The sequence below is a fragment of the Roseiconus lacunae genome (assembly GCF_008312935.1).
Classification (GTDB): domain Bacteria; phylum Planctomycetota; class Planctomycetia; order Pirellulales; family Pirellulaceae; genus Stieleria; species Stieleria lacunae.
The window spans coordinates 565456-589489 of record NZ_VSZO01000012.1 but is presented as its reverse complement, the minus strand read 5'-3'; the positions used below and the strand labels follow the sequence as shown (position 1 = coordinate 589489).

Here is a 24034-nt window from a genome sequence, read left to right as displayed (position 1 = left end):
GGTATCGGAGTATTGGTTTGTAAGGGGTGCGATTGACGATGGCTTGGTTTAAAAATCGATCATGTAGCGAAAACCGAGGATCGTGAAGTCACCCGCGACTCCTTGAGCCAGGGGAACGTTGGATCGACCTTGTCCGGCGTCTTCGATCTCACCGACGACGAGGTTCGTCTGTAGCTTGGAGTAGGCGGTCCAGTACCAATTGCTGCTCAGTGTGATTGCGTGGCCTTCGCCACCCATGATGTCGGAATCCGAGAGGTCCAAGTAATCGGCGCGAACCCCAACTGACAATGCACCCCAACCGGTTCCCGTTCCTCCGCAGCAACGGTCAACGATAAAGAAATTTTCAAAGGGTTTAACACGATCGATCGTTCCGGTGCGGCGTTTCAGCGGAACGTGTTCACCGGTCAGAAAGTAGTTGGCAAACAGGTATGCACCTTGAAAATGCAAGTCTTCGCCATTGAAGCCGCCCAGCGGGTTGCGCTGAACCCAGGTGTTGATGTACTCGCCGGTTAATTGAAACGCGCCGATATTGAGCATCGATTCGAAGGCGAGTTGTTGGTACGTTTCGGCACCGAGCAATCGCCCCGTATCCCACCAACGCGAGCTGCTGCGTGCGAGCGGACGTGTGCGGAACCGTGCCTCGTTGGAATTGTCATCGTTGTCGATCGTTCCATCGGCGTCAGTTGTGTTTGCCGATCCGGCAACAGCAAAGTGATAGTAACCGCGTCCACCACTGATTTCGTCATACCAAGGGCTGGTCGACAGGCGTCCGTACAGGCCAGCTTCGTCGTAGTCGCCACGGAAGCGTCCGTCTTGGGAGATGTTCTCTAACAAGAATGCACCGTATCGCCAGTGCACGGACTCGCTATCGTTGTAGCCGTACATGCAAGCGCCCAACCGGCGTGCATCTTCGTTGAACGTTTCAACGGCAAGGGGGCGTTCGATGAAGACGTTGTGACGGCTACTGTTAAGGTGGTCCAGGCCGATCGGGCGTTTTTGATTACCGATCAAGAACTGCTGGTTATAGGGCAGGTTTTTAAAACCGAGATAAACATCCTTCATCTCGGCGGAACTGGGATTGTTAAAATCGATTGAGATCCGATACAGCATGCTTCCGGGAACGTCGCCACTCCAGGTCAGTCGGATTCGGCGAAAGTCCCAGCGGTCTTGGGGATCCTGGTTCGGGTCACCCGTTTCGAGGTAGTTCACGCCAGGGTCTTCCTCGAGGAAGCTCCAGTTGTCGAGGTGGACTCGTCCATTGAGCTTCCCGATTGGCTTTTTCTTTTTCGCTTCCGAGTCCGCCTTCAAGTCATCTTGGTGCTTCGACCAGGACTCTTCAAGACTTTCGAAACGCTCAACCAGGGCGTCATAGTCTTCGCGAGAAACCGTCGAGTTTGCGTTACCAGCAGTCGTGTCAATTTCTGTGTCGATCGGTCCGGCTAGTGGTCCATCGTCTATATCGTCGCTCAGCAGCGCAATTCGATTGTCAGACGGCTGAGGCCCGAAGAGCTCGAAGGTTTCTTCGGCATTGGCGGCCGCGCCGGTCAAACAGGCTGACAGCGCAACAAGAAATGACAAGCGCTTAGCGCGCGCGCTCTTAGATCGGTTCATCGCATCCGTGCGGTTGGCAGCAAAAAAGGCTTGCCGAGGGTCGATCCGTCGACGCTCGATTGAGCAAACCTGCAATGGCTGTATTTGAGAAGTTGGTTTCGGGAACGCGAAATCAATCGTATTCCCTAACCTGCCATTCGGCCTGAGATCGAAAGGCTCTGCGTAGAACACATCAACAATCACTCGTTTGTTCGTCCGCCTCACCGACTGACCGAGACGATTCGAGCAATTGGAACACCCCGAATACTTTGACTGGTCGGAGCAACTTGAACGTGTGATCATCGCAACCGTTCAAATTTCCCTAGCCTGCCCCCCGTTGTTTGCCTATCATTAAAGAAGTGTTAAGGAAGCGTTTGGTTTTGGTGTTGTTGGGCGGGAGCCTAATTCCCTGGAGGCTGTAGCAATGATCGCTCGTAAATCACTCGAACATCATCTTTCGGCAATTGAAGATGCCATTTCCGGGCAATGCGATCAAATCGAGTCAATGATTCGCTTGGCGTACCACGGATTGTGCGAACGCTGCGTGGGCACCGCCGACAAGGTCATGGCGATGGAAGAGCGGATCAATGAGAACGAGGTATTGATCGAAGAGGAGTGCTTGACCGTCCTGGCATTGCAACAACCTGTCGCCAGTGACTTGCGTCGCACTGCGGCAGCCCTGAAGATCAATTCTGATTTGGAGCGGATCGCGGATCTCGCACTCAATCTTGCCGAACGGACCGAATCGCTCGCCAAATTTCCGCAACTGGATATCCCCGATCGGCTGACCAACATGGTGCTTTTCTCGATCGAGATGCTTCATGATGCCCGCGAGGCGTTTCTAAAGACCGATCGCACGTTGGCGGCTAAAGTACGTCGAGACGATAGCGAGCTCGATGACCTCAATCGCCAAGTGATCGTGGAGCTTACGGAGAAAATGGAAGCTAACCCCGAGTTGGTATCCGGCTATCTGCATCTTTTTTCGGCATCTCGAATTGTCGAGCGAATCGGCGATCATGCGACGAATATTGCCGAGGATATTGAATACGTTGTCGATGGAGAGATTCATCGACACCAAATACTCGACTTCGCCTCGAAACGGCGCCTTTCCAATAGCTGAGCGTCAGTAACGTCAGCCGACTGAATGCTCTTGCCGATTTGTGATTCGTCGGGAAGCTCTACTAGCCGGAGATGAACGCTAGGTACTGGACGAATCCGTCGGGAGAGTCGCTGCCCATGTGGCCTTGGGCAATGCCGGACAGTTCTTTGGCTGCCGCGACGGTGGCCGGCAAACCGACATCGCGTTTAGCGAGAAACGCTTGCACTTGGTCATAGAGTTGTTTCGCGGCGGCCTGCTCGGGAACACTTTGTCGGGCCAGCGAGCGGAGCGTTCCGAAAACGACGCTGTCACGTAGCGGAGTCCGCTTTTGATTTGCGGAGAGGATTGCTTCGACAATCAACCCAGCTACATCGACGGAATCTAAATCACGTCGAGCTTGAGGTGGAGTTGCCGCCTGATCGGTATTGGGCTTCTCCGCAGGTCGCCGCCGGCGACGTCGATCGGCGGCACGAAGGTTCGCCTTGATTTTTGACCGAGACATGAGGTTCAGACGAGGCACGTGCCGAATGGCGATGTGTAAAAGAAAAGTCGATCGAGACCGGTCTGAAAGACATCCGAGACCGGACCCCCACAATATCTAATTCGGAAAAGGATTTCAGTGACCGCCCGCTAATTTTCAATACTTTCCAAGTGGAATGCTTCTCGTGGGGGCCAGCAGTTTTTTCTGTGGCGGGGTTGGTGGGGGCGGTTGGGAGCTAGGGCGTTGGTTGGAAGCGTTGAAAGGGTGACGCTTTTAACGGTTCTTTCGCCTGAGATCGGTCGATCCGAATAGTCGCCTTGGGAATTGCGACACGAGGGTGTTGTCATGAGCTAGCTTCGTACAGCGTCCTCGTTCCCATCCACCGATTCTTGGGCTTTACCCTCCGCATGATCCACGTCCAGCACCTGACAAAACGTTACGAGGATCTGCAGCGCGGCCGGTTCACTGCGGTTGACGGGGTCTCCTTTACTGCGCGTCAAGGCGAGATCTTTGGCTTGCTGGGGCCGAACGGAGCCGGCAAGACGACGGTGCTTCGAATCCTCAGTACGGTGCTGGAGCCGAGTGAGGGAATCGTGACAGTCGCCGGGTACGACGTTGTCCGCGATTCCGCCGAAGTCCGACGCAATATCGGGTTCGTCAGTAACAATACGGCGATCTATGACCGCATGACGGCCTGGGAAATGGTCGAGTATTTCGGGCGGCTTCATGGCATGCACCGCGACGAGCTCTTGATGCGCATGGAACGTTTGTTTGAACAGTTGCGGATGAATGACTTTCGCGACGTGCCAGGAGGCAAGATGTCGACCGGGATGAAGCAAAAGGTGTCGATCGCTCGGGCGATGATTCATGACCCGCCGGTGCTGATCTTTGATGAAGCTACGTTGGGTTTGGATGTCTTGGTCGCGCGCAATCTGTTGGGCGTGATCCGATCACTTCGCGACGCCGGGAAGTGTCTGATCTTTTCAACTCACATCATGAGCGAAGTCGAAAGACTGTGTGACAAAATCGCCATCATGTACCGAGGAAAGATCCTCGATACCGGGTCGTTGGAAGAACTTCGGCAACGCCATCGGGAAGACGATTTCGAAGAACTGTTCTTTGGATTGCTAAGCCAACACGAACGAGAACATGGTCGGCCATCGGAAGCTTTGGTCGACCGCGGTGAAGGAGATGTATTGGCATGAGTAAGCAGTCCGAACAACTTCGCCGCCGAGCGGCGATGGCCGATAAGGCTCGATGGAGTGCGATCTGGTTGATCTACATTCGCGAAATGCGAGACCAACTTCGAGATCGGCGAACCTTGTTCACGATCGCAGTGCTTCCGATCATGCTGTATCCGCTGGTCGGGATGCTGCTGTTACAGATCGCGCAATTTTCGCAACAACATCCGACCGCGGTTTGTGTCGTCGGTACCGAGCACCTCGTCGACGGACCGGCGTTGCTGGACGGCGAAGCGTTCGCGCCACACCTCGGTGAGACAGAACAACCGATCAACTTACTCGCCTACCGCTGGGATGAACTGACCGGGACGGCGAGTGCGAGCACGAAAGACGAATATGTCCGCTCCAAAGCGAGTGGATGGGTGACACAAGGTACGTTCGACTTAGTCGTCTTGTTTCCCCCGGAGTTTAAGAACGCCTCACTGAAGCAGGAACTAATCGGAACTGCGGGGCGAGACCGTCCCGTCGAGAACACTCAAATTGAGTTGCTATACAACGCCGGGCGAGACCAATCCGTCGTCGCACGTGGGCGGGTCGCATCGATCCTAACCGCGTGGCGAGGCGAATGGATCAAAGAACGGTTGTCCGGAGTTGGGATCGACCCAGACGTGCTGCTTCCGTTTGATTGGGCCGACCAGGACACATCGCCAAAGCAGACACGCGAAGCCGCTTTTTGGAGCAAGTTGTTGCCGTTCATCATGTTGGTATGGGCGATGACGGGTGCGTTCTATCCCGCGATCGATCTGGTCGCCGGTGAGAAAGAGCGAGGCACACTTGAGACGTTGCTTTGCAGCCCCGCACTGCGCTGCGAAATCGTCTGGGGAAAGCTCGGCGCAGTGGCAACCTTCAGCATGCTGACGGCGCTGTTAAACGCCGGAAGCATGTTGATGACCAGTTCACTTGTTTTCAAGCACATCGGAATCGCGGGAACTTCGCAGGTCTTCGGCGCTCCGCCATTGGTGCCGATGCTGTGGCTGTTTGTGGCCTTGATACCGCTGGCATGCTTGTTTAGCGCGCTAGCGTTGGCCGTCGCGGCGATGGCCCGCAGCAGCAAAGAAGGGCAGTACTATTTGATGCCACTGATGATGGTGACGTTGCCTTTGGTCATGTTGCCAATGATTCCCGGCACGACGCTGAATATCGGCACCAGTTTAATCCCGGTGACCGGGATGTTTCTGTTAGTACGCGCCTTGGTCGAAGGTCAGTATGCGACCGCATTGTTTTTCGTACCCATGGTCGCGACGGTGACCGGAGCCTGTTTGTGGGCCGCTGCCCGGTGGGCTCGACACCAATTCGAAAGCGAGTCCGTGTTGTTCGGAGGCAGTGAGCAATGGGAACTGGGGATGTGGGTGCGTCATCTCTGGCGCGATCGTCAACAAGCAGCCACTCCAGTCCAGGCCTACGCCTGTGGCGCGTTCATTCTGGTTTCACTGTTCTTTGCACGATTGAGTGTCGCCGTCGTGCCGACTGATTTCACCGGGATTGCCAAGATGATCATGTTGCCACAGGTCTTGATCTTGTTCCCCGCGCTGTTGATGGCGACGATGTTCACGACGTCGATTCGAGAAAGTCTTCGAATTCGGATGCCTCATTGGACGACATTGCCGATGGCGGTGCTATTCGGAGTCACGTTGCATCCGACTTATGTAATGTTGTCGAAGTTTATCAACCATCTTTATCCGATCAGCGAGCAAGCGGCGGCGGCCATGAAACCGTTTGCCGAACAAATTGGTTCGGCGCCGTGGGGGTCGGTGGTGCTCTTGATGGCACTATTGCCGGCCTTATGTGAGGAACTGGCGTTTCGCGGATTTATCTTTGGCGGTTTGGTTCGCGAACGCGGAAAGTTTCGCGCCGTCGTCGTGACCGCATTGATGTTCGGAATCTCTCATGGCGTTCTGCAACAATCCATCGCGGCATCCTTGATGGGAGTCGTTCTCGGTTGGATCACATTACGGACTGGCAGCATTCTTCCTTGCATTTTGATTCATGTGACCAACAACGCGTTGTCGGTCTCACTTGACCGGATTTCTGCGAGCAGTTGGGAAGGTGCAAGCCTGTTTGTCAGTCAAACGGATCTGGGGCCGGCCTATCAACCCTTCTGGACGCTGATCAGTATGGGGGTTGCGACCACTTGCTTGTTGTACTTTGGTACGATGAGACCTCACGCCGACGAGAGTGAATCAGAGCTCGTCATCGATCACCATGACTACGTTGATCCGACGAAGTCATTGGTAGCCGCCGCAAACTGAATCTTTTAAGTGGTGATCGGTACGGCACAGAATGGTTGCCAGTTGAGTGTCGCATTCGAATGTGGACCGAAGCGGAATTAAAACGACTGGCACGACGACGCGCTTGGGTACTGTTCCCATCGGTCATCGTCAGTTCGGCTGTCATGTTGGTCGTGATCGCGTGGATCGGTTCGATCCGTGTTCCGTTCCTCGCTGCGGCGAAATCGAGGATGGGAGATACCGCCGGCGAAATCGCTCTGCTCTTGCTGATGTCGTCTTCGATTCTGTTTTTTCTCGCGGGGCTGGTGTGGGCTGATTATCGTTCGCGACGATTTGCCGTACGTTGTCCAAGGTGCGATGCAGACCTGTCGATCTCGGTGACCAAGCTAATTGCGACCACTCGCTGTTGGCATTGTCAGACGAAAGTCGTCGAAGATCGGCGCCCGCATTCACTTGATGTGTATCGGCGTGGCCTGCGAATCAGTCAGCGCCGATGGTTGGTCTATTGGTTTTGGATCTGGCCGGTTCTTGGAGCCGCAGAATCGCTTTATGCATTCCTGGATCCGAGGGCGACCGTCGATTTCCAACCCATCTTGATTTTGCCAGGACTGATAGGGACGAGCGCCGCCGGCTGGGCATTTGTAAGGACTCGAGATCATCGATACCTTCACGCTTTGATTGCTTCGGCATTGATGTTAGGTTTAGGGGTAACGCTGTTCTTTTGGTATTCTTAGAGGGCGGGTTCAGAGTTCTACTCGTGAAGCCGACGCGTGTTTACTTTCGAAGTTCGGCTTCGTCCACTTTACGCACCCACTTCTTTCCTGAGGGTGATCGGTGTTCCGTCTAGACCAAGTGTTCGGGGAAGGCTCATCAGCCGACGGGCGTTAGCTCCGAAGGTTGAACGGACGCCGTGGTGAACGGCATACGGCTAAACCTATTGATTGAAATTAAGGAAACGTTCAATGCCCTGGACCTGTCCTTCGTGTGGAGGAGAAACCGATCTTGGCTACAACATCTGTTGGACCTGTCAGGCCCCACGTCCCAAGTCAGTCCCAGAGAACCCTTTGGATGGACTCGTCATCACGACCACGTCGACGATCACGACCCACTCTATCGATGAGTATTTCGGTCCGGTGTTTGGGGAAACCATTTTCGGAGCGAATGTGATTCGAGATTTTGTCGCGACGATCTCAGACATTGTCGGCGGACGGTCTGGTCAATACGAAAGCGTATTGGTGCGGGGGCGGAACACTGCGATGGCCGAGATGGCGAAACGTGCGAAGGAACTTGGCGCTAATGCCGTAATCGGGATGCGTTTTGATTACTCAACGATTGGGAACTCGATGTTGATGATCTGTTGCAATGGCACCGCGGTGAAGGCCACACCAACAAGCTGATCGGCGTTTTGGCCGATCGCTGCCTCGACGATGGTCGCCGGCGTTATTGATCGGTATCGGACTCTTCGTACGGTTCTATCTCTTCGACTTCAGTTTTGCCAAAGGAATATGTAATCAATTCAGAATCGACTTGAACTCGAATCTGGTTCTGGCTGGGTTGCAACATCACCGTTGTGCTAAGGTTGCTCGCCCTCGGCTGAACTTCTTGTTCGAGTTGTTCGTGAATGGTTTTTCCATCGCTCAAGCGTACCATCGCCAAGTCGAGTTTTGGTATCGAACGGTTGACGGTGAACAATGTTTGCAGGCGGCTCATCAACAGAACGGGAGAGTTGAAGGGTTGGTGAATGGTGATTCCCCAAGGCCGTTCTAGCTCTCGCTGCCATTGCAGATCACCCGATCTGAGGTCGACCGATATGAGCCGGTGGGCGGGGAAATGAAAGTCCGCTTGCTGGACGCGTGTGCTACCTCGGCTTTGCTCAATCGTTTTCGCCGCCAAGACAACAATCCGATCTCGCATCCAGATCGCATGCATCGATTGAAACGGGGTGAGTTCCCCGGTCTCATGTTCGCAGATCTGTTTCCCAGCTGGCAAATCCCAAATGACCAACCGGCCGGTGTTATCAAACAACACCATATAGCGATCTTGGAGTAGACGTCCCCCGCCGGATCCTTCTGTATAGATCCGTGGTTGTTTCACTTTGGCTTCGGTTTCCAGCACCACTGAGTCGTCGAAGGGATTGACCAACCGAACGGTGGCCGAAGATCGGTTTTCGCCGATCTCGTAAGCCAGCACGTATTTTCCACAGCTGGTCCAGATTTCACCGTATTCCCAATCACGCGTTTCAAGTTTACGGCCGTCGTGAAGGTCAAACAGCGTCACGCTGGAGATAACATTTGGCATCTGTGATACGACGGCGACGCGTCCTTCATCGGTCACCATGTGTCCGATCGGAGGAGCATCCGAATTGCGCCACATGGTGCTCTTGTCGGTGATGTTGATGGCGAGCAAATCGCCAGAGTGTAAGACGAGCAACCGGTCACCGAGCACAGGACCGATTCGCAGTTCACTATTCACATTCGCCGCGACTGAATGTGTGGGATATGAATAGATCGTGTCGCCGAAAGCGGTTGGTTTTGATTGACGTCGGTAGTTTGATCCATTTCCACCAAAGTCTCTCGTCCATAGTAAGGCATCGTTGCGACGCCCAGACTGGATTTCCATCATATCGATTGCAGAGATCCGCCCGGGACGCTCTGAAATCATGATGCCACCACTGATGGTTGCGGTTCGATCGCTGTTGCGTACCGATCGAAATTCGTCGGTGGGCATTGGGATGTAGCGGCCGTCCGGTGTTTGAAACATCACCGCATTAGGAAGATTGGCGATCGTCCAACCTTCGAATGATTGCCCGCCGGATAGCGTCGGCCGAACGACGTATTGACTTGGCGAAGGGCTTGAGATGCCCAGCGTATTGGGATGTTGCCAATCGACTGTAACCGTCTGCTCGGCGTCAATCGTTGGCTTGTCAGCGAGTTCGGCTGCCAGATCCGTTTTCAACTGATCACGCTGTCGGATGAACGCATCGTCTTGAGAATCTGAGAGCGAATCCAGAAGCGATTGCGCGTCGACGTACATTTTCCCTTGCTCATAAATCTTCGCCAACCGCAATCGATCTTCGGCCTCGATTGACGTTGAAACGTCATCGTCTTGGGGGGCATCCGCCGATTCCCGCAGCGCTTCAATGACACTTCGCGGACCATACAGCAAGCGTTCTGCCGCGAGTTCGTTTTCCTCTTCGATAAGTCGGTCGACGGCAGATCGGACGAGCGATTTGCGGCCGAGGGCACGAAGGTGTTGGGTCGTCGAAATCAGTTCCTTAGAGGACCCGAACGCTAACGTTTCCGATTTCGCATCGACAAGATTTTGAATCTGCTCACGTTGGTTGGACTCCTCCGCCAGAGCCGCTAATTCCGATGCACGGGCGGCCAGCCAACTGTCGAGGTTGCAATCACGTGCGGAGTCATTCATGACCGCAGAGTCCTTTTCGGTACTGTCGCCCAGGCTGATGGCGATCGACGAAAGCTCAAGGAGTCGCTGTGCGGCGACGGTGAGATCTTTGTGTCGCAGCGATGCCTCCAATCGCAACGCGAGAAATTCCAAGCGTTGTGTCGGGGTATCAATGATCTGTTCGAGATCCCTTTCCAAAGACTCCGGCGGCGACGGATTCTCACGGAGTTCGTCGAGCATCAATCCGATCGAAAGCAATAAGACGTCGTCGCTTTCCGGATCGATTTGGCGGGCTTGACGGAGCACGTTCAGGGCTTCGCCGCGTTGCTGTTGCTCAGCAAGCAACAGTGCTTTTTGAACGAGTGCATCCAGGTTGTTCGGGTCCTCCTCAAGTAGACGTTCGACGCGAGGTCCCAGTGTGGTTTGTCCATAAGCAACCGAGAGTGCGGTCGCGCCTTGCGCAATGATTTCACCATCGATTGCGACCAGGTTCCCGAGTGGGAAGCTAGTCTTGCGACGTTCGACGACCGAACCGTCATCGAGCGATAGCTTGATCAATTCATTGCCGCTTGTCGGAACAATGTAAAAACCATCGCCGAAGACGCCACGACCGATGATTTGATTTCCGGTCGAAAGTAATTTGGCATCTGTTTGCCACTGCAGTCGTCCTTCGTCGAGTCCGTAGCTGGTGACTTGACGTGGCCCGACAACCAGAAACTGATTTTCACGAACCCCGGCAACGTAAAACGAATCTTGACGCGGTTTGCTAAACGCTTGCTTGCCATCGACGAGCGAATAGCAAAACAAATTGTCGGTCGTCGCCGGTGTGACCAACAAACGATTGCCGTTGGCGATCGCCAGAGAACTGTGCCACCGCGGCGATTGCTCGGCCGAATTGGAATTACGTCGTGATCCGATCATCACCGGTGCACCGACGCGCCGTTCATAAGAATTTGCCCATCGAAGGGTGCGGTCGATCAGGTTGAACGCGATCGTCGCACCGGTACCCGTCGGGCAGATCAACACGCCTTCATGGTAAGTAATCAAACAGCCCGAAACACGTCGCGCCGGATCCAAACCAATCGCCGCACCCTCGACCGCGATCAGTTGCTGTTTCCAACGCATCTCGCCGGTCGACGGTGCGATACAGGCAAGGATAATGTCACCGGAGAGTTCGACCAAACAATACAGGTCGCCATCGAATGCCAGTGGTGGTCCCAGGAAGAACGCCTCATTCAATTCACTCTCGACGGTGCCGTTCTGTCCTAGACGCCAACGGATCTTCCCTTCGGTGGCCAGGTCCAACGCGACAAGCGTGTTGCGGGCGCTCTCAATTGGCTGAGCGCCTTGGACACCGATCAAGGGATTGATCGTGACTTGTCGCGATGGCATCAGATCGTCGAGGAGGAAGACATGTTTGCCATCACTGCTGATCTGGCCATACGGGATGTCATGAAACACCGTTCGAGCCAATCGTTCGCTCGTCTCATTGGATCCGATCGGATCGGCCAAGCCTCCATACGAATCCTCGGTAGCCGCTTCGTCATCGGCCCAAGGGTATTGCCAGACTCGTTTGCCGGTTCGATGATCGACGCCTCGTAAACGCTCGGTAGTTCGCATCAGTAATTGGTCGCCGACCAGTAGTGGCGACCAACTAGGCGGAGGCAGCTGACCGCTCGCCGCTAAGTCTTCGGACTTTTGATGAAGGGTTGATTCATCCAGCGGTGTCGCGGTGGTGACCAACATCCAGCGAGGCGTTGTCAGAGGCATTTGCCCCTCGGATGTTTCGTTGCGTGAAAGCGCACCGCCGAGCATTCGATAATCCGATGGCTTGACGATGGAATCGGTTGCGGAACCCTTGTAGTGCTCATCAATCCATTGACGCCAGTCACGGACCGTCTCGGAGTCGCCTTCGTCAACGGCGATCGAAAGGGATCGATTGGCAAGTTCACGCGGAAGAGATCGACCGCCAAGCCGACAAGCAACTGCGTGCAGTGCGATCACTTCTGGCCCTAGCAATTTGATTGCATGCCGACTGGTCACGACATCATCAAGCAACATGGATGCCGAAAGCGGATGTCCCCGGTAAAGCTCACGTTGCGCTAACAGCAACGACGCCTGATAGCCTGCGACCGTATGGAAGTACTTTTGGCGGACCTCGGCGAGCAGTTTCCAATCACGGTCCGCGGTGGCTTGTTCAAGTCCTCGCTTGGCCATCGCGCCATAGCGGAGCTCGTAAATCTGCATTGCTTGTTCGGGCAACTCGCGAAGCAGATCGGAACAGTGCCGCAGGATGCTTTTCTCCAGTCGCTGCCCTTGATGATCTTCGACGCCCAAAAAGAAATCTTGCCCAGCGATCGACGAGTCGTCCGTCGCGTCGGGGCTTCGTTCGAGCAAGTCACCGAGTACAACGATCGCATCGCTATATCGTTCTTCTTCGATCGCCATCTCGGCGTCACGAATCTGCTGCCGAAGTGATCGCGGTGGTTCGATAAATCGTGCCGAATTACGTTGGAAATTGGATCCAAATCGCTGTTGTTGGGCCTGTGACTTCGATGCCGATAGCAGCACGGAAAATAGCACCATGCTAACGAGAATCAGTGGCTGAGGACGAGCGATCAGGCAGCGGAGTTGCATCGGTCAATATTCCAGTCTATGCCGGCGATGTACTGAGGGTGGAATCAGCCCTTATTGTACCGGACATTCGAATCGACGAGATGTGCAAAAAAAAGCCCGGAGGCCGATAGGCGGACTCAGCGATCAGCTCGCGCGTTGCCCAACCAAGAATCTTGGGCGGGCGGACCGGCGAAAGTTACGGTGGGGGTAACCGACGCGCCGCTACCATTCGGCGATGGAAAAAGTTCACAAACCGCGCGCTTACTCGTACGGTCCCACTCTTAACTCGCGAACCTTGGTGCCAATGTCGGTTCTCGCAACTCAACGGAGGCCGACGCCATTCGGCGATTTCAACTTTCAGAGATTGATGAAACTCTAGTTTCGCGTTCGCTTAGCGATCGCATCTAGGATCGCTTGATAGACCACATCGGTCGACTGCATGGCATCAACCGATTCCACCAAACCGGCTTGCAAGTAGTAGTCGAGTACCGGTTTGGTTCGTCGATGAAAAATCTCCAACCGCGATTGAATTGCGTCGGACGTGTCATCGGCACGGTTCTCGATTTCGGCGCGACGGAGCAAACGGCTGACCAATTCTTTCGGATCAGCATGCAAATTGATCACCGCATCAAGAGGTACGCCTTTTTCCGCTAAATGGACATCAAGCATACGAGCCTGGTTCACCGTGCGGGGAAAACCGTCGAATAGAACCCCGGCATTGCAATCCGGTTTTTTAAGACGGTCGACGACGTACTGCATCACAAGGTCGTCGGGGGCGAGGTTTCCGCCGTCGATCAGATCAGCAATCATCTTGCCGATCGGCGAATCACTTTTCGTCGCCCGGAGCATTTCGCCCGTCGAGACGTGGGGAACGCCAAGCTCCGTCTGCAGACGTCTGCACTGTGTTCCTTTGCCCGCTCCAGGCGGACCGATGAAGACTACTCGCATCAGCCTGGATCCGTCTATCTCACTTCGCCGCACGTCCGATCTAAACGACCGGAGTAACACCGCCACCGGCACCTTCAAGAAGACCGCGATAGTTTCGCATCACCAGGTGGGCATCGATCTTTTGGACTAAGTCGAACGCAACACTGACTGCGATCAACAAACCGGTGCCTCCGTAGAAACCGGCAACCGCGTAAGGCACGCCAAGAGAACCGTAAACCACCGTTGGGACGATCGCGACGATCGAAAGGAAGGCTGCACCGACATAGGTGATGCGTAGCATTACCTTTTCCAAGTAGTCCGTTGTTCGCTTACCCGGTCGATAACCCGGGATGAACGTCCCACTTTCTTTCAGGTTGTCGGAGATCTCTTTTGGATTGAACGTAATCGCCGTCCAGAAGTAGCAAAAGAAGAAGATCAACGCGACATAGAGAAGGCTATAGACGAACGATGCGGGATCGTTCAGCGTCAACCCAATCAGGTTCAGGGCGTCGAACAAAAAGCTTCCCGGTTCGAACAGACCCGCGGCCGCCCCGATCGCAACGCCAGGGATCATCAACAAGCTACTGGCGAAGATGATCGGCATCACACCGGCTTGGTTAATACGCAGCGGCAAAAATTGGCGGCTGCCGCCGTAGACTTTTCGTCCGCGGGTGAATTTCGCCGACTGTGTCGGGATCTTTCGTTGGCCCAGCGTGATAAACACCACGCCGATCACCACCCCGATGAACAGCACAAAGAGCAAGATTAACGTCTCGATCCCAACCTGTCCGCGGGCCAGGCCGGTCAACTGAGTCTCCATGTTGCGGACCAGCTCGTACAACGCCTTGGGCATCTGAGCGAGGATCCCTGCCATGATCAACAAGCTGATTCCGTTACCGATGCCGTGCTCGTCAATCTGCTCGCCGAGCCACATCAGGAAAATACTTCCGCAGGTCATCACCGCAACCGCGGTCACTTGCCATGGGAAGTACAACGCCGTGCCGGTCGAGTTCAGGAAGTTCGGGTTGATGTTTCCGCCGCCGGGGCCCGAAGCGGTCAACATCACCGAAAGGTAGATCCAGCTCTGTACCAAGCAGATACCAACAGTGAGGTACCGAGTGTATTCGTTGATCTTCTTCTGCCCTGCTTGGCCTTCTTTCTTCAATTCCGCCAACGCCGGAACCGTAGTGCCAAGTAGCTGCAAGATGATCGACGCCGAAATGTACGGCATGATTCCCAGCCCAAAGATCGTCAGTTGCCGCAGATCACTCGCCGCGAACAAGCTGACACGCTGCAGGAAGTCGGCAGCGCCACCCCCGGCAGAATCGGTCGGCGTGTTGTCGACCATCGGAAGTGGGATGTGGAACCCGATACGGTAGATCGCCAGCAACCCAAGGGTCAGGAAAATCTTTTTCCGCAGCTCGGGAATGGTGAAGATGATTCGCAGTTTTTCAAGCATTCGCTCGACTCGTCAATGTTCGACAAAATGGTCTGCGGAAACTGTAGTGATTTCTGCCAACGACGGCGAGGTCAGTCCTAGAAAGTCCGAGGCGAAGCGATCGCGGTCGTGGATGACCGATTCTGCCAGCCTCGGCGAGCGAGACCTTAAAGCCGAACGTCTGTGCGACTACTTTCCGGCTTCTTTGAGTGCCGCGACGCGCTCTTCTGGAGTTCGTTTCGCGACGAGCTTGTTGACGGTTCCGCCGGCAGCAGTGATCTTTTCTTCGGCCGACTTGCTGAAACGGTGCGCCGACACGGTCAGTTTCTTTGACAATTCGCCGTCACCAAGGATCTTGACCTCATCGAAGGTGCCTTTGGCGACATCCTTCGCGGCCATTGCCTCGAGTGTGACCTCATCGCCATCTTCGAATCGATCGTTGAGGGTTCCGACATTAACGGCGAAGACCGTGGTCGCCCAGCGGTTATTGAAACCACGTTTGGGGACGCGGCGGAACATCGGCATCGCGCCGCCTTGGAAGTTCGGTTTGCGGCTGTAACCGCTACGGCTTTTGTGGCCTTTGTGACCGCGACCGGATGTCTTGCCGGTACCGCTACCGGGACCGCGGCCGATACGTTTTCGTTTGCGGTTCTTTTGAATTCCGCGATGGACATCGTTCAGGTTCATGACGAAACCCAGTGACTTTAAATGAGCTTGATGTGGGCGATGAATGCATTGCGGAGGCTCCTGGCGGAGCGACTCACGCGCCGCTGACTTTAGTGTGCCGAGAGTTCTTCGACACTGATGCCACGCAAGGCCGCGATCTCTTCACGAGTCCGAAGCTTGCTGAGCGCGTCAACGGTCGCTTTCACCAGCGTGACGGGATTATTGGTTCCGAAGGACTTCGTCAAAATGTCGTGGATTCCACAAGCTTCGCATACGGCGCGAACGGCTTGTCCGGCGATAATACCGGTACCGGCACCGGCGGGGATCAACGTGACTTTGGCGGCTCCAAATTGGCCCCACACCTGATGCGGGATACTGCCTTCGACCAACGGAACGTTGATCATGTCACGGGTCGCTTGTTTGGTTGCCTTTTGGACGCTCGGCGGGACCTCGTTCGCTTTGCCGTAGCCCCAACCGACACGACCTTGGCCGTCGCCGACGACCACCATGGCGGCGAAGCTGAACCGTCGACCACCTTTGACAACGGCGGCACAACGTTTGATCTTTACGACGCGATCGAGAAGGCCGTCATCTTTGGACTCCTCTGCAGGCTTGTTGCCGCGACGACGATTTTGATTATTTGCGTTACTAATGGTTCCAACCCTCAGTGGGCCGCCCGGGTTTAAGAGCGGCAATTGTTTCGTTGACTGTTAAAGAACCAACCCGCCTTCGCGAGCGGCGTCGGCGAATGCTTTCACTCGACCATGGTAGCGGTTGTGACCGCGGTCCAATTTCGCAGCCTTAATGCCAGCCGCACTCGCTTTCTCGGCAATTGTCTTTCCGATTTGTGCCGCCGCGTCGCAGTTACCGCCGGTACCGATCGATTCACGCACCGCCTTGTCGCGGGTGCTGGCACTGGCCAACGTCTTGCCGCTGCTGTCGTCGATCAGTTGAACCGAAAAGTGCTTGAGCGAGCGTTGCACGCACAAACGAGGGCGATCGGCGGAACCGCGGAGCACATTGCGGACGTGGTTTCGACGCCGCTTGCGCTGTTTTTGAAGTTTCTTGTTCTTGTCCATAACAGTCCCGTCGCAATGATCGCTTCGGTTGATATCGTTGTGTGATTCGTTGTTGACCTAGATTACTTGGTAGCAGCCTTACCAGGTTTAATCTTGACGTGTTCACCTTGGTAGCGAATCCCCTTACCCTTGTAGGGCTCGGGTTTACGCAACGCCCGAATTTCGGCGGCGAACTGCGTGACCTTCTGCTTGTCACAGCCTTGGATCACGATGTGAGTTTGATCGGGGCAATTGACGTTGAGGTCGCTGGGGATCTTGCGGCTCAGTTCGTTGGCAAACCCGACTCGCAATTGCAAGGTGTCGCCGGCGATGTTTGCCAAGTAACCGACGCCAACGATCTCGAGCTTTTTCTCGTAGCCCTGCGTGACGCCTTCGACCATGTTGTTGACCAACGCTCGGGTCAAACCGTGCAGTTCACGAGCGGTTCGGTCGTCCGAATCTCGCGATACGCTAACGACGTTGTCTTCCACCGCGACGTTGACTTCGGGGCGGTGGGTGAACGTCAGTTTGCCCTTGGGGCCTTCGACGTTGATTACCCGATCGGCTACCGCAACGGTCACGCCGCTAGGGATCTCAACTGGTTTTTTTCCGATACGACTCATTTCAGGTCACTTGCTGAAAACGCCTTTGGCGAACCAAGGCTTTGGTCTAGTGATTCAATTATTTTGTTTTACCACGCCCGACCCAATGCTGGGAGGGCCGGAGGTCGACACCGGGCCTTAAAAACTGCACGGGTGACCGAAATTAATGGGCTCTTGCGGCGAAGCGAACGGCAGCCGCAATGAGTGATTCGTTGGTGGTCCTAAGCGACTTCGCAAAGGATTTCGCCGCCGACTTTTTCGCGGCGAGCTTCACGATCGCTGATCACACCTTTGCTGGTGCTGATGATCGTGATCCCCAAACCGCCTAAGACTGGCTTGAGGTCTTTGCAGTGGCAATAAAGTCGGCGTCCGGGCTTGCTCATCCGTTTGATCGTTTGGATCACACGTTCGCCGTTGCTTCCGTACTTCAGTTCCAAACGCAACTGGTTCACAGGTTGGTGCTCGACTTCTTCCCAATCCCAGATAAAGCCTTCGCGTTTGAGAACATCGGCGATGCCTCGCTTGACGCGGCTAGCGGGGATATCCACATACGGGCGTTCAACACGAACGGCGTTGCGGATGCGGGTCAACATGTCTGCAATAGGGTCAGTCATCATGGCTTTTCGTCGCTCCGTTGCTCTACCAACTGGCCTTACGAACACCGGGGATCAAACCCAAGTTCGCATTCTCGCGGAAACAGATTCGGCAAATTCCAAACTTGCGATAGACCGCACGGGGTCGACCACAGAACTTGCAACGGTTCTCGCGTCGGGTACTGAACTTTGGCTTCCGGTTTGCCTTGGCGATCTTTGCTTTACTTGCCACGGGCGTCTTCTGGGGGTTTCAGCGTTTGAAAGGGTTTCAGTGTGAAACGGTTGGCTACAACAGTAAGTGTCTCAGTGGCCGTCACGCGGCGTCCTGTTTCTTTCCTGGGGCAGCTTTAAAGGGCATACCCATCATTTCCAACAGTGTTCGTGCTTCGTCATTCGTTTTGGCCGACGTGACGAACGTCAGGTTCATCCCTTGCGGGCGGGTGAACTTGTCGGGGTTCAACTCGGGGAACACCAATTGTTCGGTGAGGCCCAAGGTGTAGTTGCCGTTTCCGTCGAAGGCTTTGCGGCTGATCCCACGAAAGTCACGGACACGAGGCAGGACGATTGCGACCAATCGATCCATGAACTCGTACATGCGTTGACGTCGCATGGTGACCATGCATCCGATCGGCATCCCTTCGCGAAGCTTAAAGCCCGCGATCGATTTCCGTGCGGTCGTGATCACCGGTTTTTGGCCGGAGATCTGCGTCATCGCATCGACTGCGAAGTCCAGGATCTTTTTGTCGCCGATCGCTTGGCCGACGCCCATGTTGAGCGTGATCTTTTCCATACGCGGGACTTGGTGCGGATTGCTGTAACCGAATTGCTCGGTCAGCTTGCCGCGGATCGTGTCCTCGTAGGCCGCTTGAAGTCGGGGTTTATCAGACATTCTTCTGTTCTACTTGCCGCTATGACTTTTGGTAACGTTCACGTGCCGGGGCGATTCGGCCCAAGCTCTTACCGCTCTTTTTGGCGAATCGTTCCTTCGAGCCGTCTTCCAGATAGCGAACGCCGATGCGTGTCGGCTTGTTGTCGGAAGGATCGATAACCATCACGTTACTAGCGTGGATGGGCATCTCTTTGCTCAGGCGACCGCCTTGGGGGTTCTTCTGGCTGCGGCGAACGTGCTTTCGGACCAAGCCGGCACCTTCGACAACAACCTTGTTTTTCTTTCGATCGACGACCAGGACCTTACCGCGGTGACCTTTGTCACCTCCGGCGATCACCAGAACTTCGTCATCAACTTGGAGTAACATGGGGTGTGTATCCTTAGGGAAGCATCTCTTGACGGACAAACGAGTCCAGTGACGAACAATGCGTCAAACCACTTCGTTGGCCAGGGAGACGATCTTCATAAAGTTTTGTTCACGCAATTCGCGAGCGACGGCACCGAAGATCCGAGTCCCGCGAGGTCCTTTATCTTTGTCGATCAGGACGACCGCGTTGGAATCGAATTTGATGTAACTTCCGTCGGGGCGACGCGTCGGTGTCTTGGTACGGACGATGACGGCCCGGACAATGGACTTCTTCTTGATGTCGCTGCCGGGGATCACGCTTTTCACGCTGCAAACAATGATGTCGCCAACACTGGCAAAGCGTCGTCGGCTTCCGCCGAGCACCTTGATGCACATGACTTGACGGGCACCCGTGTTATCTGCGACATCGAGGCGAGTTTCTTGTTGGATCATGGTGAGTTATCACAATCTAAAATTGACTTATTCGCTTTCACTACCAGCGGCGGCCGCTTCGGCCTGCTCGGCTTCTTTACGAGCCGCACGCAAGGCAACCAGGTCCACTTCCGTGCTCTTCTCGATCACGCGGACCAATCGCCAACGTTTCAGCTTGCTCAGTGGCTCGCTTTCAATGATTTCAACTTTGTCGCCGACGCCGGATTCGTTATTTTCGTCGTGCACGTGGCAGACGGTGCGACGGCTGACGTATTTTTTGTACTTGGGGTGTTTCACCGACCGATGGATTTCGACGCGGCGCGTCTTGTCCATCTTGTCGCTGGTGACGATGCCCGAAACTACGCGTTTTGGCATTTTGCTTTGCTAACTTAGGCTGGTGTGGAGTTTGCTTCCGCGGCTTTGGATCGCTCGGTCTGAATCGTCTTGATCCGAGCAATCAAACGTCGGTTTTTTCGGATATCGCTGGGCGTACTCAAACGCTCCGACTGAGACTGGAAACGCAACTGGAACAGCTCACGAGCCGCTTCGGCAGCGGTCGCTTCGAGTTGCTCGTCGCTCATTTCTCTCAGTTCACTGTTGCTGGTCATGACCAGGCCCAATCGTCTTACGTTGGAATGAATCGATCTCGATGAGCCGGCCGCGTCGACCGCGGCCGGACGTCATCACGTTGCTTAAAACGTTCGTCGTTCGACGAAACGCACTTTGACCGGCAGTTTGCTCGCCAAACGAGCGAAACAAACCTTGGCCTGTTGTTCGGTTACACCGCCGAGCTCGTAAAGGATCGTGCCCGGTTTGACGACCGCGGCCCAGAAATCTGGTTCACCCTTACCTTTACCCATCCGAGTTTCCAGCGGCGTGCTGGTGACACTCTTGTCGGGAAAAATTCGGATGTAGAGCTTCCCTTCACCACGGACATATTGTTGGGCCGCGATCCGGCCCGCCTCGATCGTGGTCGCCTTGATCCACCCGGGTTCCAGAGACTGGATCCCGAAGTCACCAAAGACGACCCTATTGCCACGAGTCGCACTACCTTTTATGCGACCTCTTTGGCTTTTTCGATGCTTGACCCGTTTGGGCATCAACGCCATCGTTGTCGTCTCCGTAAGTACCTTGGTTAATCCAGACTTGAATGCCAATGTGCCCCTGTGGCGTCATGGCTTCAGCGGTCCCATAGTCAATTTTCGCTTGCAAGGTGCTCAACGGGATTGAGCCCAAGCTCTGTTTTTCGCGGCGTGCCATTTCGGCTCCGCCCAATCGGCCGGCCAGCTGGATCTTGATCCCTTTGGCGCCGGCATCCATGGTTTGTTCCAACGATCGCTTCATCGTTCGACGGAAGCTGGATCGTTTTTGCAGTTGCTGCGCGATGTCTTCGGCGACCAACTGTGCTTGCAGTTCGGGGCGCCCGACCTCTTCAACTTTCAAGTTGATGCGGCGTCCGATCAGGTTTTGCAATTCGGCCTGAAGGATCTCGATCTCTTGACCCTTCTTGCCGATGATCAAACCGGGGCGAGCGACAAACATCATCACACGGACTTCGTCGCGCGTCCGCTCGATTTCGATGCGATCGATTCCGGCGTTCTTGTATTGTGTTTTCTTAGGGTGGTTGGTGATGAAGTTCCGCAACTTGCGATCTTCGACCAACAGGTCCGCGAAGTCTTGCTTGGACGCGTACCACCGGCTCGACCAGCCGCGGGTTACACCGGTTCGAAACGCGATCGGGTTGACTTTTTGTCCCATCGTATTTTTCTCTTTTTCTTGTCCGTGACCGGTTGAGCTTAGACTTCCGCGATTTCGTCGATCGGCGTCACCGAAACGGTGATGTGACTACTGCGCTTCTTGATAATGTGAGCACTACCACGTGCCCGTGGCCGCATTCGGCGGAACATCGAACCGCCGTCGACACGTACGTCGGTCAGGACCAGTTCTTCAATCCGGTGTGGATTGCCCGACGTTTGGTCGGGGTCGAGTGCGTTGGCGACCGCACTGCGGATCACCTTTTCGAGCATTCGAGCACCACGTTGCGGCTGGAACTTGAGTAGGTCCAGAGCCTCGTCGGCGTACTGACCACGAACCAAGTCCGCTACCAGTCGAACCTTGCGGGGACTGATGCGTGCGTTGCGATGGCTTGCTTTAAATTCTGACATCGTTCGACCTTACTTTTTCTTGCCGCCGTGGCCTTTGAACGTCCGCGTCGGTGCGAACTCGCCCAACTTGTGACCCACCATGTCTTCGGTGACCAGCACGGGAACGTGCTTGCGGCCATCGTGCACGGCGAACGTCACGTTGATGAACTCGGGAACGATCGTGCAGGACCGTGCCCAGGTTTTGATCGGGGTTTTCTTCCCTTCTTCCGCCTGCTTCTGCACCTTGAAGTACAGCTTCGGATCGACGAAGGGGCCTTTCTTGCTACTGCGGCTCATCGTGTTTCAGTTACGTGTCGCGCTTGGATGGAATGTTTCAGCGTTTACTAACGCAGCTTCAATTGACCGTACCGCTTGCTCTTGCGGCGGCGAACGATCGAGCTGTTGCTGGGTTTGCGTTTTTGTCGTGTGGCACCACCCTTGGCGCTCTTGCCCTGCGGGCTCACCGGGTGACGTCCGCCCTTGGTTCGGCCTTCACCACCACCGTGCGGGTGGTCGATCGGGTTCATCGCAGTACCGCGAACGTGCGGACGGCGTCCCAACCAGCGTGCCCGGCCGGCTTTCCCGAGGACAATGTTCATGTGTTCGCTGTTGCCGACCTGGCCAATGGTCGCTCGGCAACGGCTCGGAATCCGGCGAACTTCACCGCTCGGCAATTGGATTTGTGCCCAGTCGGCTTCGCGTGCCATCAAGGTCGCACCTGTTCCGGCCGATCGACACAACACAGCACCACCGCCGATTCGCATTTCTAAGCAGCAGACGGTCGTTCCGAGTGGGATGTTCTTCAGTGGAAGGCAATTGCCAACCGTAGGAGGCGCGTCCGCTCCGTTTTGCACCTTGTCGCCTGCCTTCAGGCCGTTTGGTGCGATGACGTATGATTTCTCACCATCGGGATATTTCAGCAGCGCGATTCGAGCCGAACGGTTGGGGTCGTATTGGATCGAGTCAACCGTCGCGACGACGTCGTCTTTGACCCGTCGAAAGTCAATGATTCGATACTTCTGCTTGTGACCACCACCACGGTGTCGAGCCGTGATCTTACCTTGGTTGTTTCGGCCGCCGGTCTTTCGCTTCGGCTTCAGCAAGGACTTTTCGACCGTGTAGCCGGGGGTCAGCTCAGCAAAGTCGCTGACCGACGCGTTTCGGCGTCCGGCGCTGGTCGGCTTGTAGATGCGAATTCCCATCGCGGATGTCTTCGGGTTCTAGTTGAGTTGCTGTGTTGGTACTTCGATTCGGCTAGGTGTTCGGCCTAGAAGAAATCGATCTTGTCTTCTTCGTGCAGGTGCACAATGGCTCGGCGCCAATCCGAGGTGCGTCCGTACCCGGTACGGGTCCGTTTCATTTTGCCTTTGCGGTTCTGTGTGCAGACCTTCTCGACGCGGACCTCGAAAAGTTTTTCCACGGCAGCCTTGATTTCCGGCTTTGTGGCCATTTGGTGCACTTCGAACGCGTACTCGTTGTGCCGAGTCGCTCGATGGACGCCTTTTTCGGTCACGAGCGGACGCAACAGAATCTGATGCGGCTCGAGTTTGATTTTCGTTTCGGGCTGTGCCGGTGGTTGAATTCTTGCCATGGTTGTTGCTCTGGCTTGGAAGCCTGATGAATACCTGTTTATTCGGCGTCAGCTTTCGCGAACGAATCGTCCTTGATCTTGTCCAAGGCTTCCTTGGTGACCAGAACACGATTGGGGCGAAGCACCGACAGTGCGTTCAGTTGGCGAACCGGTTGGACTTCGACACCGGGGATGTTTCGGCCGCTCTTGTATACAGCCGAATCGAGGTCGGCCGTTGCGATCAACGTCGTCGTCCCACCAAGCCCGACCGCTTTCAGGACCGAAGCCATCTGCGACGTCTTGGGCGCGTCGAAGGCGAGGTTGTCGATCACAATCATCTCGCCGTCATCGATGCGACTGCGGATTGCCATGCGAGTCGCCCGGCGAAGCGCTTTTTTGGGGAGTCGGTAGCTGTAATCGCGAGGCTTGATCGTGCGTGCGACACCACCACCTCGGCGAACGTTGGTTCGCTTGGAACCGGCACGGGCGTGGCCGGTGCCTTTCTGGCGGTACATCTTTTTATTCGTGCCGCTGACCTGGCCGCGGGTTTTCGCGGAGTGGGTTCCCTGGCGTTGGTTGGCCTGGTACATCACAACAGCGTCGTGCAGAAGTTGCTTGCTGACTCGGTCAGCGATCTGCTCGGTGTCGATCTCGTACTGGCCGACCTCTTCGCCGGTTTGGTTGACAATCGGTAGCGTTGTCATCGGAC

Annotated in this window: 27 protein-coding genes and 1 pseudogene; 5 read left to right on the top strand and 23 right to left on the bottom strand. The window is 55.3% G+C overall.

Annotated features, from left to right (window positions below):
• Positions 1 to 48 precede the first annotated feature (48 nt).
• On the bottom strand, positions 49 to 1578 hold the full coding sequence (locus FYC48_RS18425) for an OprO/OprP family phosphate-selective porin (RefSeq protein WP_235034315.1): 1530 nt from the start codon (positions 1576 to 1578) through the stop codon (positions 49 to 51).
• Between the two features lie 436 nt (positions 1579 to 2014).
• Here FYC48_RS18425 and phoU point away from each other — a divergent pair, with 436 nt between their 5' ends.
• Complete coding sequence (gene phoU / locus FYC48_RS18420) at positions 2015 to 2710, top strand: phosphate signaling complex protein PhoU (protein WP_149498178.1); 696 nt, start codon at positions 2015 to 2017, stop codon at positions 2708 to 2710.
• 61 nt (positions 2711 to 2771) lie between these two features.
• On the opposite strand, the gene FYC48_RS18415 is transcribed toward phoU, so the two are convergent.
• Complete coding sequence (locus FYC48_RS18415; RefSeq protein ID WP_149498177.1) at positions 2772 to 3191, bottom strand: hypothetical protein; 420 nt, start codon at positions 3189 to 3191, stop codon at positions 2772 to 2774.
• Between the two features lie 446 nt (positions 3192 to 3637).
• Here FYC48_RS18415 and FYC48_RS18410 point away from each other — a divergent pair.
• The 4 genes and pseudogenes from FYC48_RS18410 to FYC48_RS18395 all read left to right on the top strand — a co-directional run.
• A pseudogene (locus FYC48_RS18410) lies at positions 3638 to 4375 on the top strand (ATP-binding cassette domain-containing protein); the annotation flags it as partial.
• The gene (locus FYC48_RS18405) at positions 4372 to 6660 is read left to right on the top strand and encodes an ABC transporter permease subunit/CPBP intramembrane protease (protein ID WP_149498176.1); all 2289 of its coding nucleotides are present in this window, start codon (positions 4372 to 4374) and stop codon (positions 6658 to 6660) included. The pseudogene FYC48_RS18410 and the gene FYC48_RS18405, both read left to right, overlap by 4 nt.
• 59 nt (positions 6661 to 6719) lie before the next feature.
• A complete protein-coding gene (locus FYC48_RS18400) occupies positions 6720 to 7373 on the top strand; it encodes a hypothetical protein (protein WP_149498175.1) in 654 nt (217 codons plus the stop codon).
• 228 nt (positions 7374 to 7601) lie between these two features.
• A complete protein-coding gene (locus FYC48_RS18395) occupies positions 7602 to 8036 on the top strand; it encodes a YbjQ family protein (RefSeq protein ID WP_149498174.1) in 435 nt (144 codons plus the stop codon).
• 43 nt (positions 8037 to 8079) lie between these two features.
• Here the strand turns inward: FYC48_RS18395 and FYC48_RS18390 are convergent, their stop codons facing one another.
• From FYC48_RS18390 to rplD, 21 genes are all read right to left on the bottom strand, one after another.
• Positions 8080 to 12681 (bottom strand): outer membrane protein assembly factor BamB family protein, encoded by a 4602-nt coding sequence (locus FYC48_RS18390; RefSeq protein WP_149498173.1) that lies wholly within the window; start codon positions 12679 to 12681, stop codon positions 8080 to 8082.
• Between the two features lie 354 nt (positions 12682 to 13035).
• Positions 13036 to 13608, bottom strand: a complete 573-nt coding sequence (locus tag FYC48_RS18385; RefSeq protein WP_149498172.1) for an adenylate kinase — start codon at positions 13606 to 13608, stop codon at positions 13036 to 13038.
• Between the two features lie 40 nt (positions 13609 to 13648).
• On the bottom strand, positions 13649 to 15046 hold the full coding sequence (gene secY / locus FYC48_RS18380; RefSeq protein WP_149498171.1) for a preprotein translocase subunit SecY: 1398 nt from the start codon (positions 15044 to 15046) through the stop codon (positions 13649 to 13651).
• A gap of 168 nt (positions 15047 to 15214) precedes the next feature.
• On the bottom strand, positions 15215 to 15712 hold the full coding sequence (rplO, locus tag FYC48_RS18375; protein WP_149498170.1) for a 50S ribosomal protein L15: 498 nt from the start codon (positions 15710 to 15712) through the stop codon (positions 15215 to 15217).
• A gap of 89 nt (positions 15713 to 15801) precedes the next feature.
• The gene (gene rpsE / locus FYC48_RS18370; RefSeq protein WP_390622145.1) at positions 15802 to 16386 is read right to left on the bottom strand and encodes a 30S ribosomal protein S5; all 585 of its coding nucleotides are present in this window, start codon (positions 16384 to 16386) and stop codon (positions 15802 to 15804) included.
• Positions 16387 to 16401: 15 nt separating this feature from the next.
• Positions 16402 to 16770, bottom strand: a complete 369-nt coding sequence (gene rplR / locus FYC48_RS18365) for a 50S ribosomal protein L18 (protein ID WP_149498169.1) — start codon at positions 16768 to 16770, stop codon at positions 16402 to 16404.
• Positions 16771 to 16832: 62 nt separating this feature from the next.
• Positions 16833 to 17372 (bottom strand): 50S ribosomal protein L6, encoded by a 540-nt coding sequence (gene rplF / locus FYC48_RS18360; RefSeq protein ID WP_149498168.1) that lies wholly within the window; start codon positions 17370 to 17372, stop codon positions 16833 to 16835.
• A gap of 200 nt (positions 17373 to 17572) precedes the next feature.
• On the bottom strand, positions 17573 to 17968 hold the full coding sequence (gene rpsH, locus FYC48_RS18355; RefSeq protein WP_149498167.1) for a 30S ribosomal protein S8: 396 nt from the start codon (positions 17966 to 17968) through the stop codon (positions 17573 to 17575).
• Between the two features lie 22 nt (positions 17969 to 17990).
• On the bottom strand, positions 17991 to 18176 hold the full coding sequence (locus tag FYC48_RS18350) for a type Z 30S ribosomal protein S14 (RefSeq protein WP_149498166.1): 186 nt from the start codon (positions 18174 to 18176) through the stop codon (positions 17991 to 17993).
• An 81-nt stretch (positions 18177 to 18257) separates the two neighbouring features.
• Positions 18258 to 18833, bottom strand: coding sequence for a 50S ribosomal protein L5 (rplE, locus tag FYC48_RS18345; RefSeq protein WP_149498165.1), 576 nt, complete (start codon positions 18831 to 18833; stop codon positions 18258 to 18260).
• Positions 18834 to 18852: 19 nt separating this feature from the next.
• Entirely contained in the window at positions 18853 to 19200 is a 348-nt protein-coding gene (gene rplX / locus FYC48_RS18340) for a 50S ribosomal protein L24 (protein WP_149498164.1), read from the bottom strand.
• Positions 19201 to 19263: 63 nt separating this feature from the next.
• Entirely contained in the window at positions 19264 to 19632 is a 369-nt protein-coding gene (rplN, locus tag FYC48_RS18335; protein ID WP_149498163.1) for a 50S ribosomal protein L14, read from the bottom strand.
• Between the two features lie 27 nt (positions 19633 to 19659).
• Complete coding sequence (gene rpsQ, locus FYC48_RS18330) at positions 19660 to 19986, bottom strand: 30S ribosomal protein S17 (protein ID WP_149498162.1); 327 nt, start codon at positions 19984 to 19986, stop codon at positions 19660 to 19662.
• Between the two features lie 14 nt (positions 19987 to 20000).
• On the bottom strand, positions 20001 to 20219 hold the full coding sequence (gene rpmC / locus FYC48_RS18325) for a 50S ribosomal protein L29 (protein WP_149498161.1): 219 nt from the start codon (positions 20217 to 20219) through the stop codon (positions 20001 to 20003).
• Positions 20220 to 20303: 84 nt separating this feature from the next.
• Complete coding sequence (gene rplP, locus FYC48_RS18320; protein WP_261345075.1) at positions 20304 to 20711, bottom strand: 50S ribosomal protein L16; 408 nt, start codon at positions 20709 to 20711, stop codon at positions 20304 to 20306.
• Complete coding sequence (rpsC, locus tag FYC48_RS18315) at positions 20659 to 21369, bottom strand: 30S ribosomal protein S3 (protein WP_149498160.1); 711 nt, start codon at positions 21367 to 21369, stop codon at positions 20659 to 20661. The genes rplP and rpsC overlap by 53 nt, the downstream gene beginning before the upstream one ends.
• A gap of 38 nt (positions 21370 to 21407) precedes the next feature.
• Positions 21408 to 21776 carry a 50S ribosomal protein L22 gene (gene rplV / locus FYC48_RS18310; protein ID WP_149498159.1) on the bottom strand — a complete coding sequence of 123 codons (369 nt, stop codon included), beginning with the start codon at positions 21774 to 21776 and terminating at the stop codon, positions 21408 to 21410.
• Positions 21777 to 21785: 9 nt separating this feature from the next.
• Positions 21786 to 22052 (bottom strand): 30S ribosomal protein S19, encoded by a 267-nt coding sequence (gene rpsS, locus FYC48_RS18305; RefSeq protein ID WP_149498158.1) that lies wholly within the window; start codon positions 22050 to 22052, stop codon positions 21786 to 21788.
• A gap of 47 nt (positions 22053 to 22099) precedes the next feature.
• Entirely contained in the window at positions 22100 to 22957 is an 858-nt protein-coding gene (rplB, locus tag FYC48_RS18300) for a 50S ribosomal protein L2 (RefSeq protein WP_149498157.1), read from the bottom strand.
• A gap of 65 nt (positions 22958 to 23022) precedes the next feature.
• Entirely contained in the window at positions 23023 to 23346 is a 324-nt protein-coding gene (gene rplW, locus FYC48_RS18295) for a 50S ribosomal protein L23 (protein WP_149498156.1), read from the bottom strand.
• A gap of 38 nt (positions 23347 to 23384) precedes the next feature.
• Positions 23385 to 24029 (bottom strand): 50S ribosomal protein L4, encoded by a 645-nt coding sequence (gene rplD, locus FYC48_RS18290; protein WP_149498155.1) that lies wholly within the window; start codon positions 24027 to 24029, stop codon positions 23385 to 23387.
• Positions 24030 to 24034: the final 5 nt, after the last annotated feature.

Excerpts from the sequence above, each read along its gene's own strand:
- phoU (WP_149498178.1), top strand. The coding sequence starts at position 2,015 with ATGATCGCTCGTAAATCACTCGAACATCATCTTTCGGCAATTGAAGAT.
- FYC48_RS18415 (WP_149498177.1), bottom strand. The coding sequence starts at position 3,191 with ATGTCTCGGTCAAAAATCAAGGCGAACCTTCGTGCCGCCGATCGACGT.
- FYC48_RS18405 (WP_149498176.1), top strand. The coding sequence starts at position 4,372 with ATGAGTAAGCAGTCCGAACAACTTCGCCGCCGAGCGGCGATGGCCGAT.
- FYC48_RS18400 (WP_149498175.1), top strand. The coding sequence starts at position 6,720 with ATGTGGACCGAAGCGGAATTAAAACGACTGGCACGACGACGCGCTTGG.
- FYC48_RS18395 (WP_149498174.1), top strand. The coding sequence starts at position 7,602 with ATGCCCTGGACCTGTCCTTCGTGTGGAGGAGAAACCGATCTTGGCTAC.
- FYC48_RS18390 (WP_149498173.1), bottom strand. The coding sequence starts at position 12,681 with ATGCAACTCCGCTGCCTGATCGCTCGTCCTCAGCCACTGATTCTCGTT.
- FYC48_RS18385 (WP_149498172.1), bottom strand. The coding sequence starts at position 13,608 with ATGCGAGTAGTCTTCATCGGTCCGCCTGGAGCGGGCAAAGGAACACAG.
- secY (WP_149498171.1), bottom strand. The coding sequence starts at position 15,046 with ATGCTTGAAAAACTGCGAATCATCTTCACCATTCCCGAGCTGCGGAAA.
- rplO (WP_149498170.1), bottom strand. The coding sequence starts at position 15,712 with ATGAACCTGAACGATGTCCATCGCGGAATTCAAAAGAACCGCAAACGA.
- rplR (WP_149498169.1), bottom strand. The coding sequence starts at position 16,770 with ATGGACAAGAACAAGAAACTTCAAAAACAGCGCAAGCGGCGTCGAAAC.
- rplF (WP_149498168.1), bottom strand. The coding sequence starts at position 17,372 with ATGAGTCGTATCGGAAAAAAACCAGTTGAGATCCCTAGCGGCGTGACC.
- rpsH (WP_149498167.1), bottom strand. The coding sequence starts at position 17,968 with ATGATGACTGACCCTATTGCAGACATGTTGACCCGCATCCGCAACGCC.
- rplE (WP_149498165.1), bottom strand. The coding sequence starts at position 18,833 with ATGTCTGATAAACCCCGACTTCAAGCGGCCTACGAGGACACGATCCGC.
- rplX (WP_149498164.1), bottom strand. The coding sequence starts at position 19,200 with ATGTTACTCCAAGTTGATGACGAAGTTCTGGTGATCGCCGGAGGTGAC.
- rplN (WP_149498163.1), bottom strand. The coding sequence starts at position 19,632 with ATGATCCAACAAGAAACTCGCCTCGATGTCGCAGATAACACGGGTGCC.
- rpsQ (WP_149498162.1), bottom strand. The coding sequence starts at position 19,986 with ATGCCAAAACGCGTAGTTTCGGGCATCGTCACCAGCGACAAGATGGAC.
- rpmC (WP_149498161.1), bottom strand. The coding sequence starts at position 20,219 with ATGACCAGCAACAGTGAACTGAGAGAAATGAGCGACGAGCAACTCGAA.
- rplP (WP_261345075.1), bottom strand. The coding sequence starts at position 20,711 with ATGCCCAAACGGGTCAAGCATCGAAAAAGCCAAAGAGGTCGCATAAAA.
- rpsC (WP_149498160.1), bottom strand. The coding sequence starts at position 21,369 with ATGGGACAAAAAGTCAACCCGATCGCGTTTCGAACCGGTGTAACCCGC.
- rplV (WP_149498159.1), bottom strand. The coding sequence starts at position 21,776 with ATGTCAGAATTTAAAGCAAGCCATCGCAACGCACGCATCAGTCCCCGC.
- rpsS (WP_149498158.1), bottom strand. The coding sequence starts at position 22,052 with ATGAGCCGCAGTAGCAAGAAAGGCCCCTTCGTCGATCCGAAGCTGTAC.
- rplB (WP_149498157.1), bottom strand. The coding sequence starts at position 22,957 with ATGGGAATTCGCATCTACAAGCCGACCAGCGCCGGACGCCGAAACGCG.
- rplW (WP_149498156.1), bottom strand. The coding sequence starts at position 23,346 with ATGGCAAGAATTCAACCACCGGCACAGCCCGAAACGAAAATCAAACTC.
- rplD (WP_149498155.1), bottom strand. The coding sequence starts at position 24,029 with ATGACAACGCTACCGATTGTCAACCAAACCGGCGAAGAGGTCGGCCAG.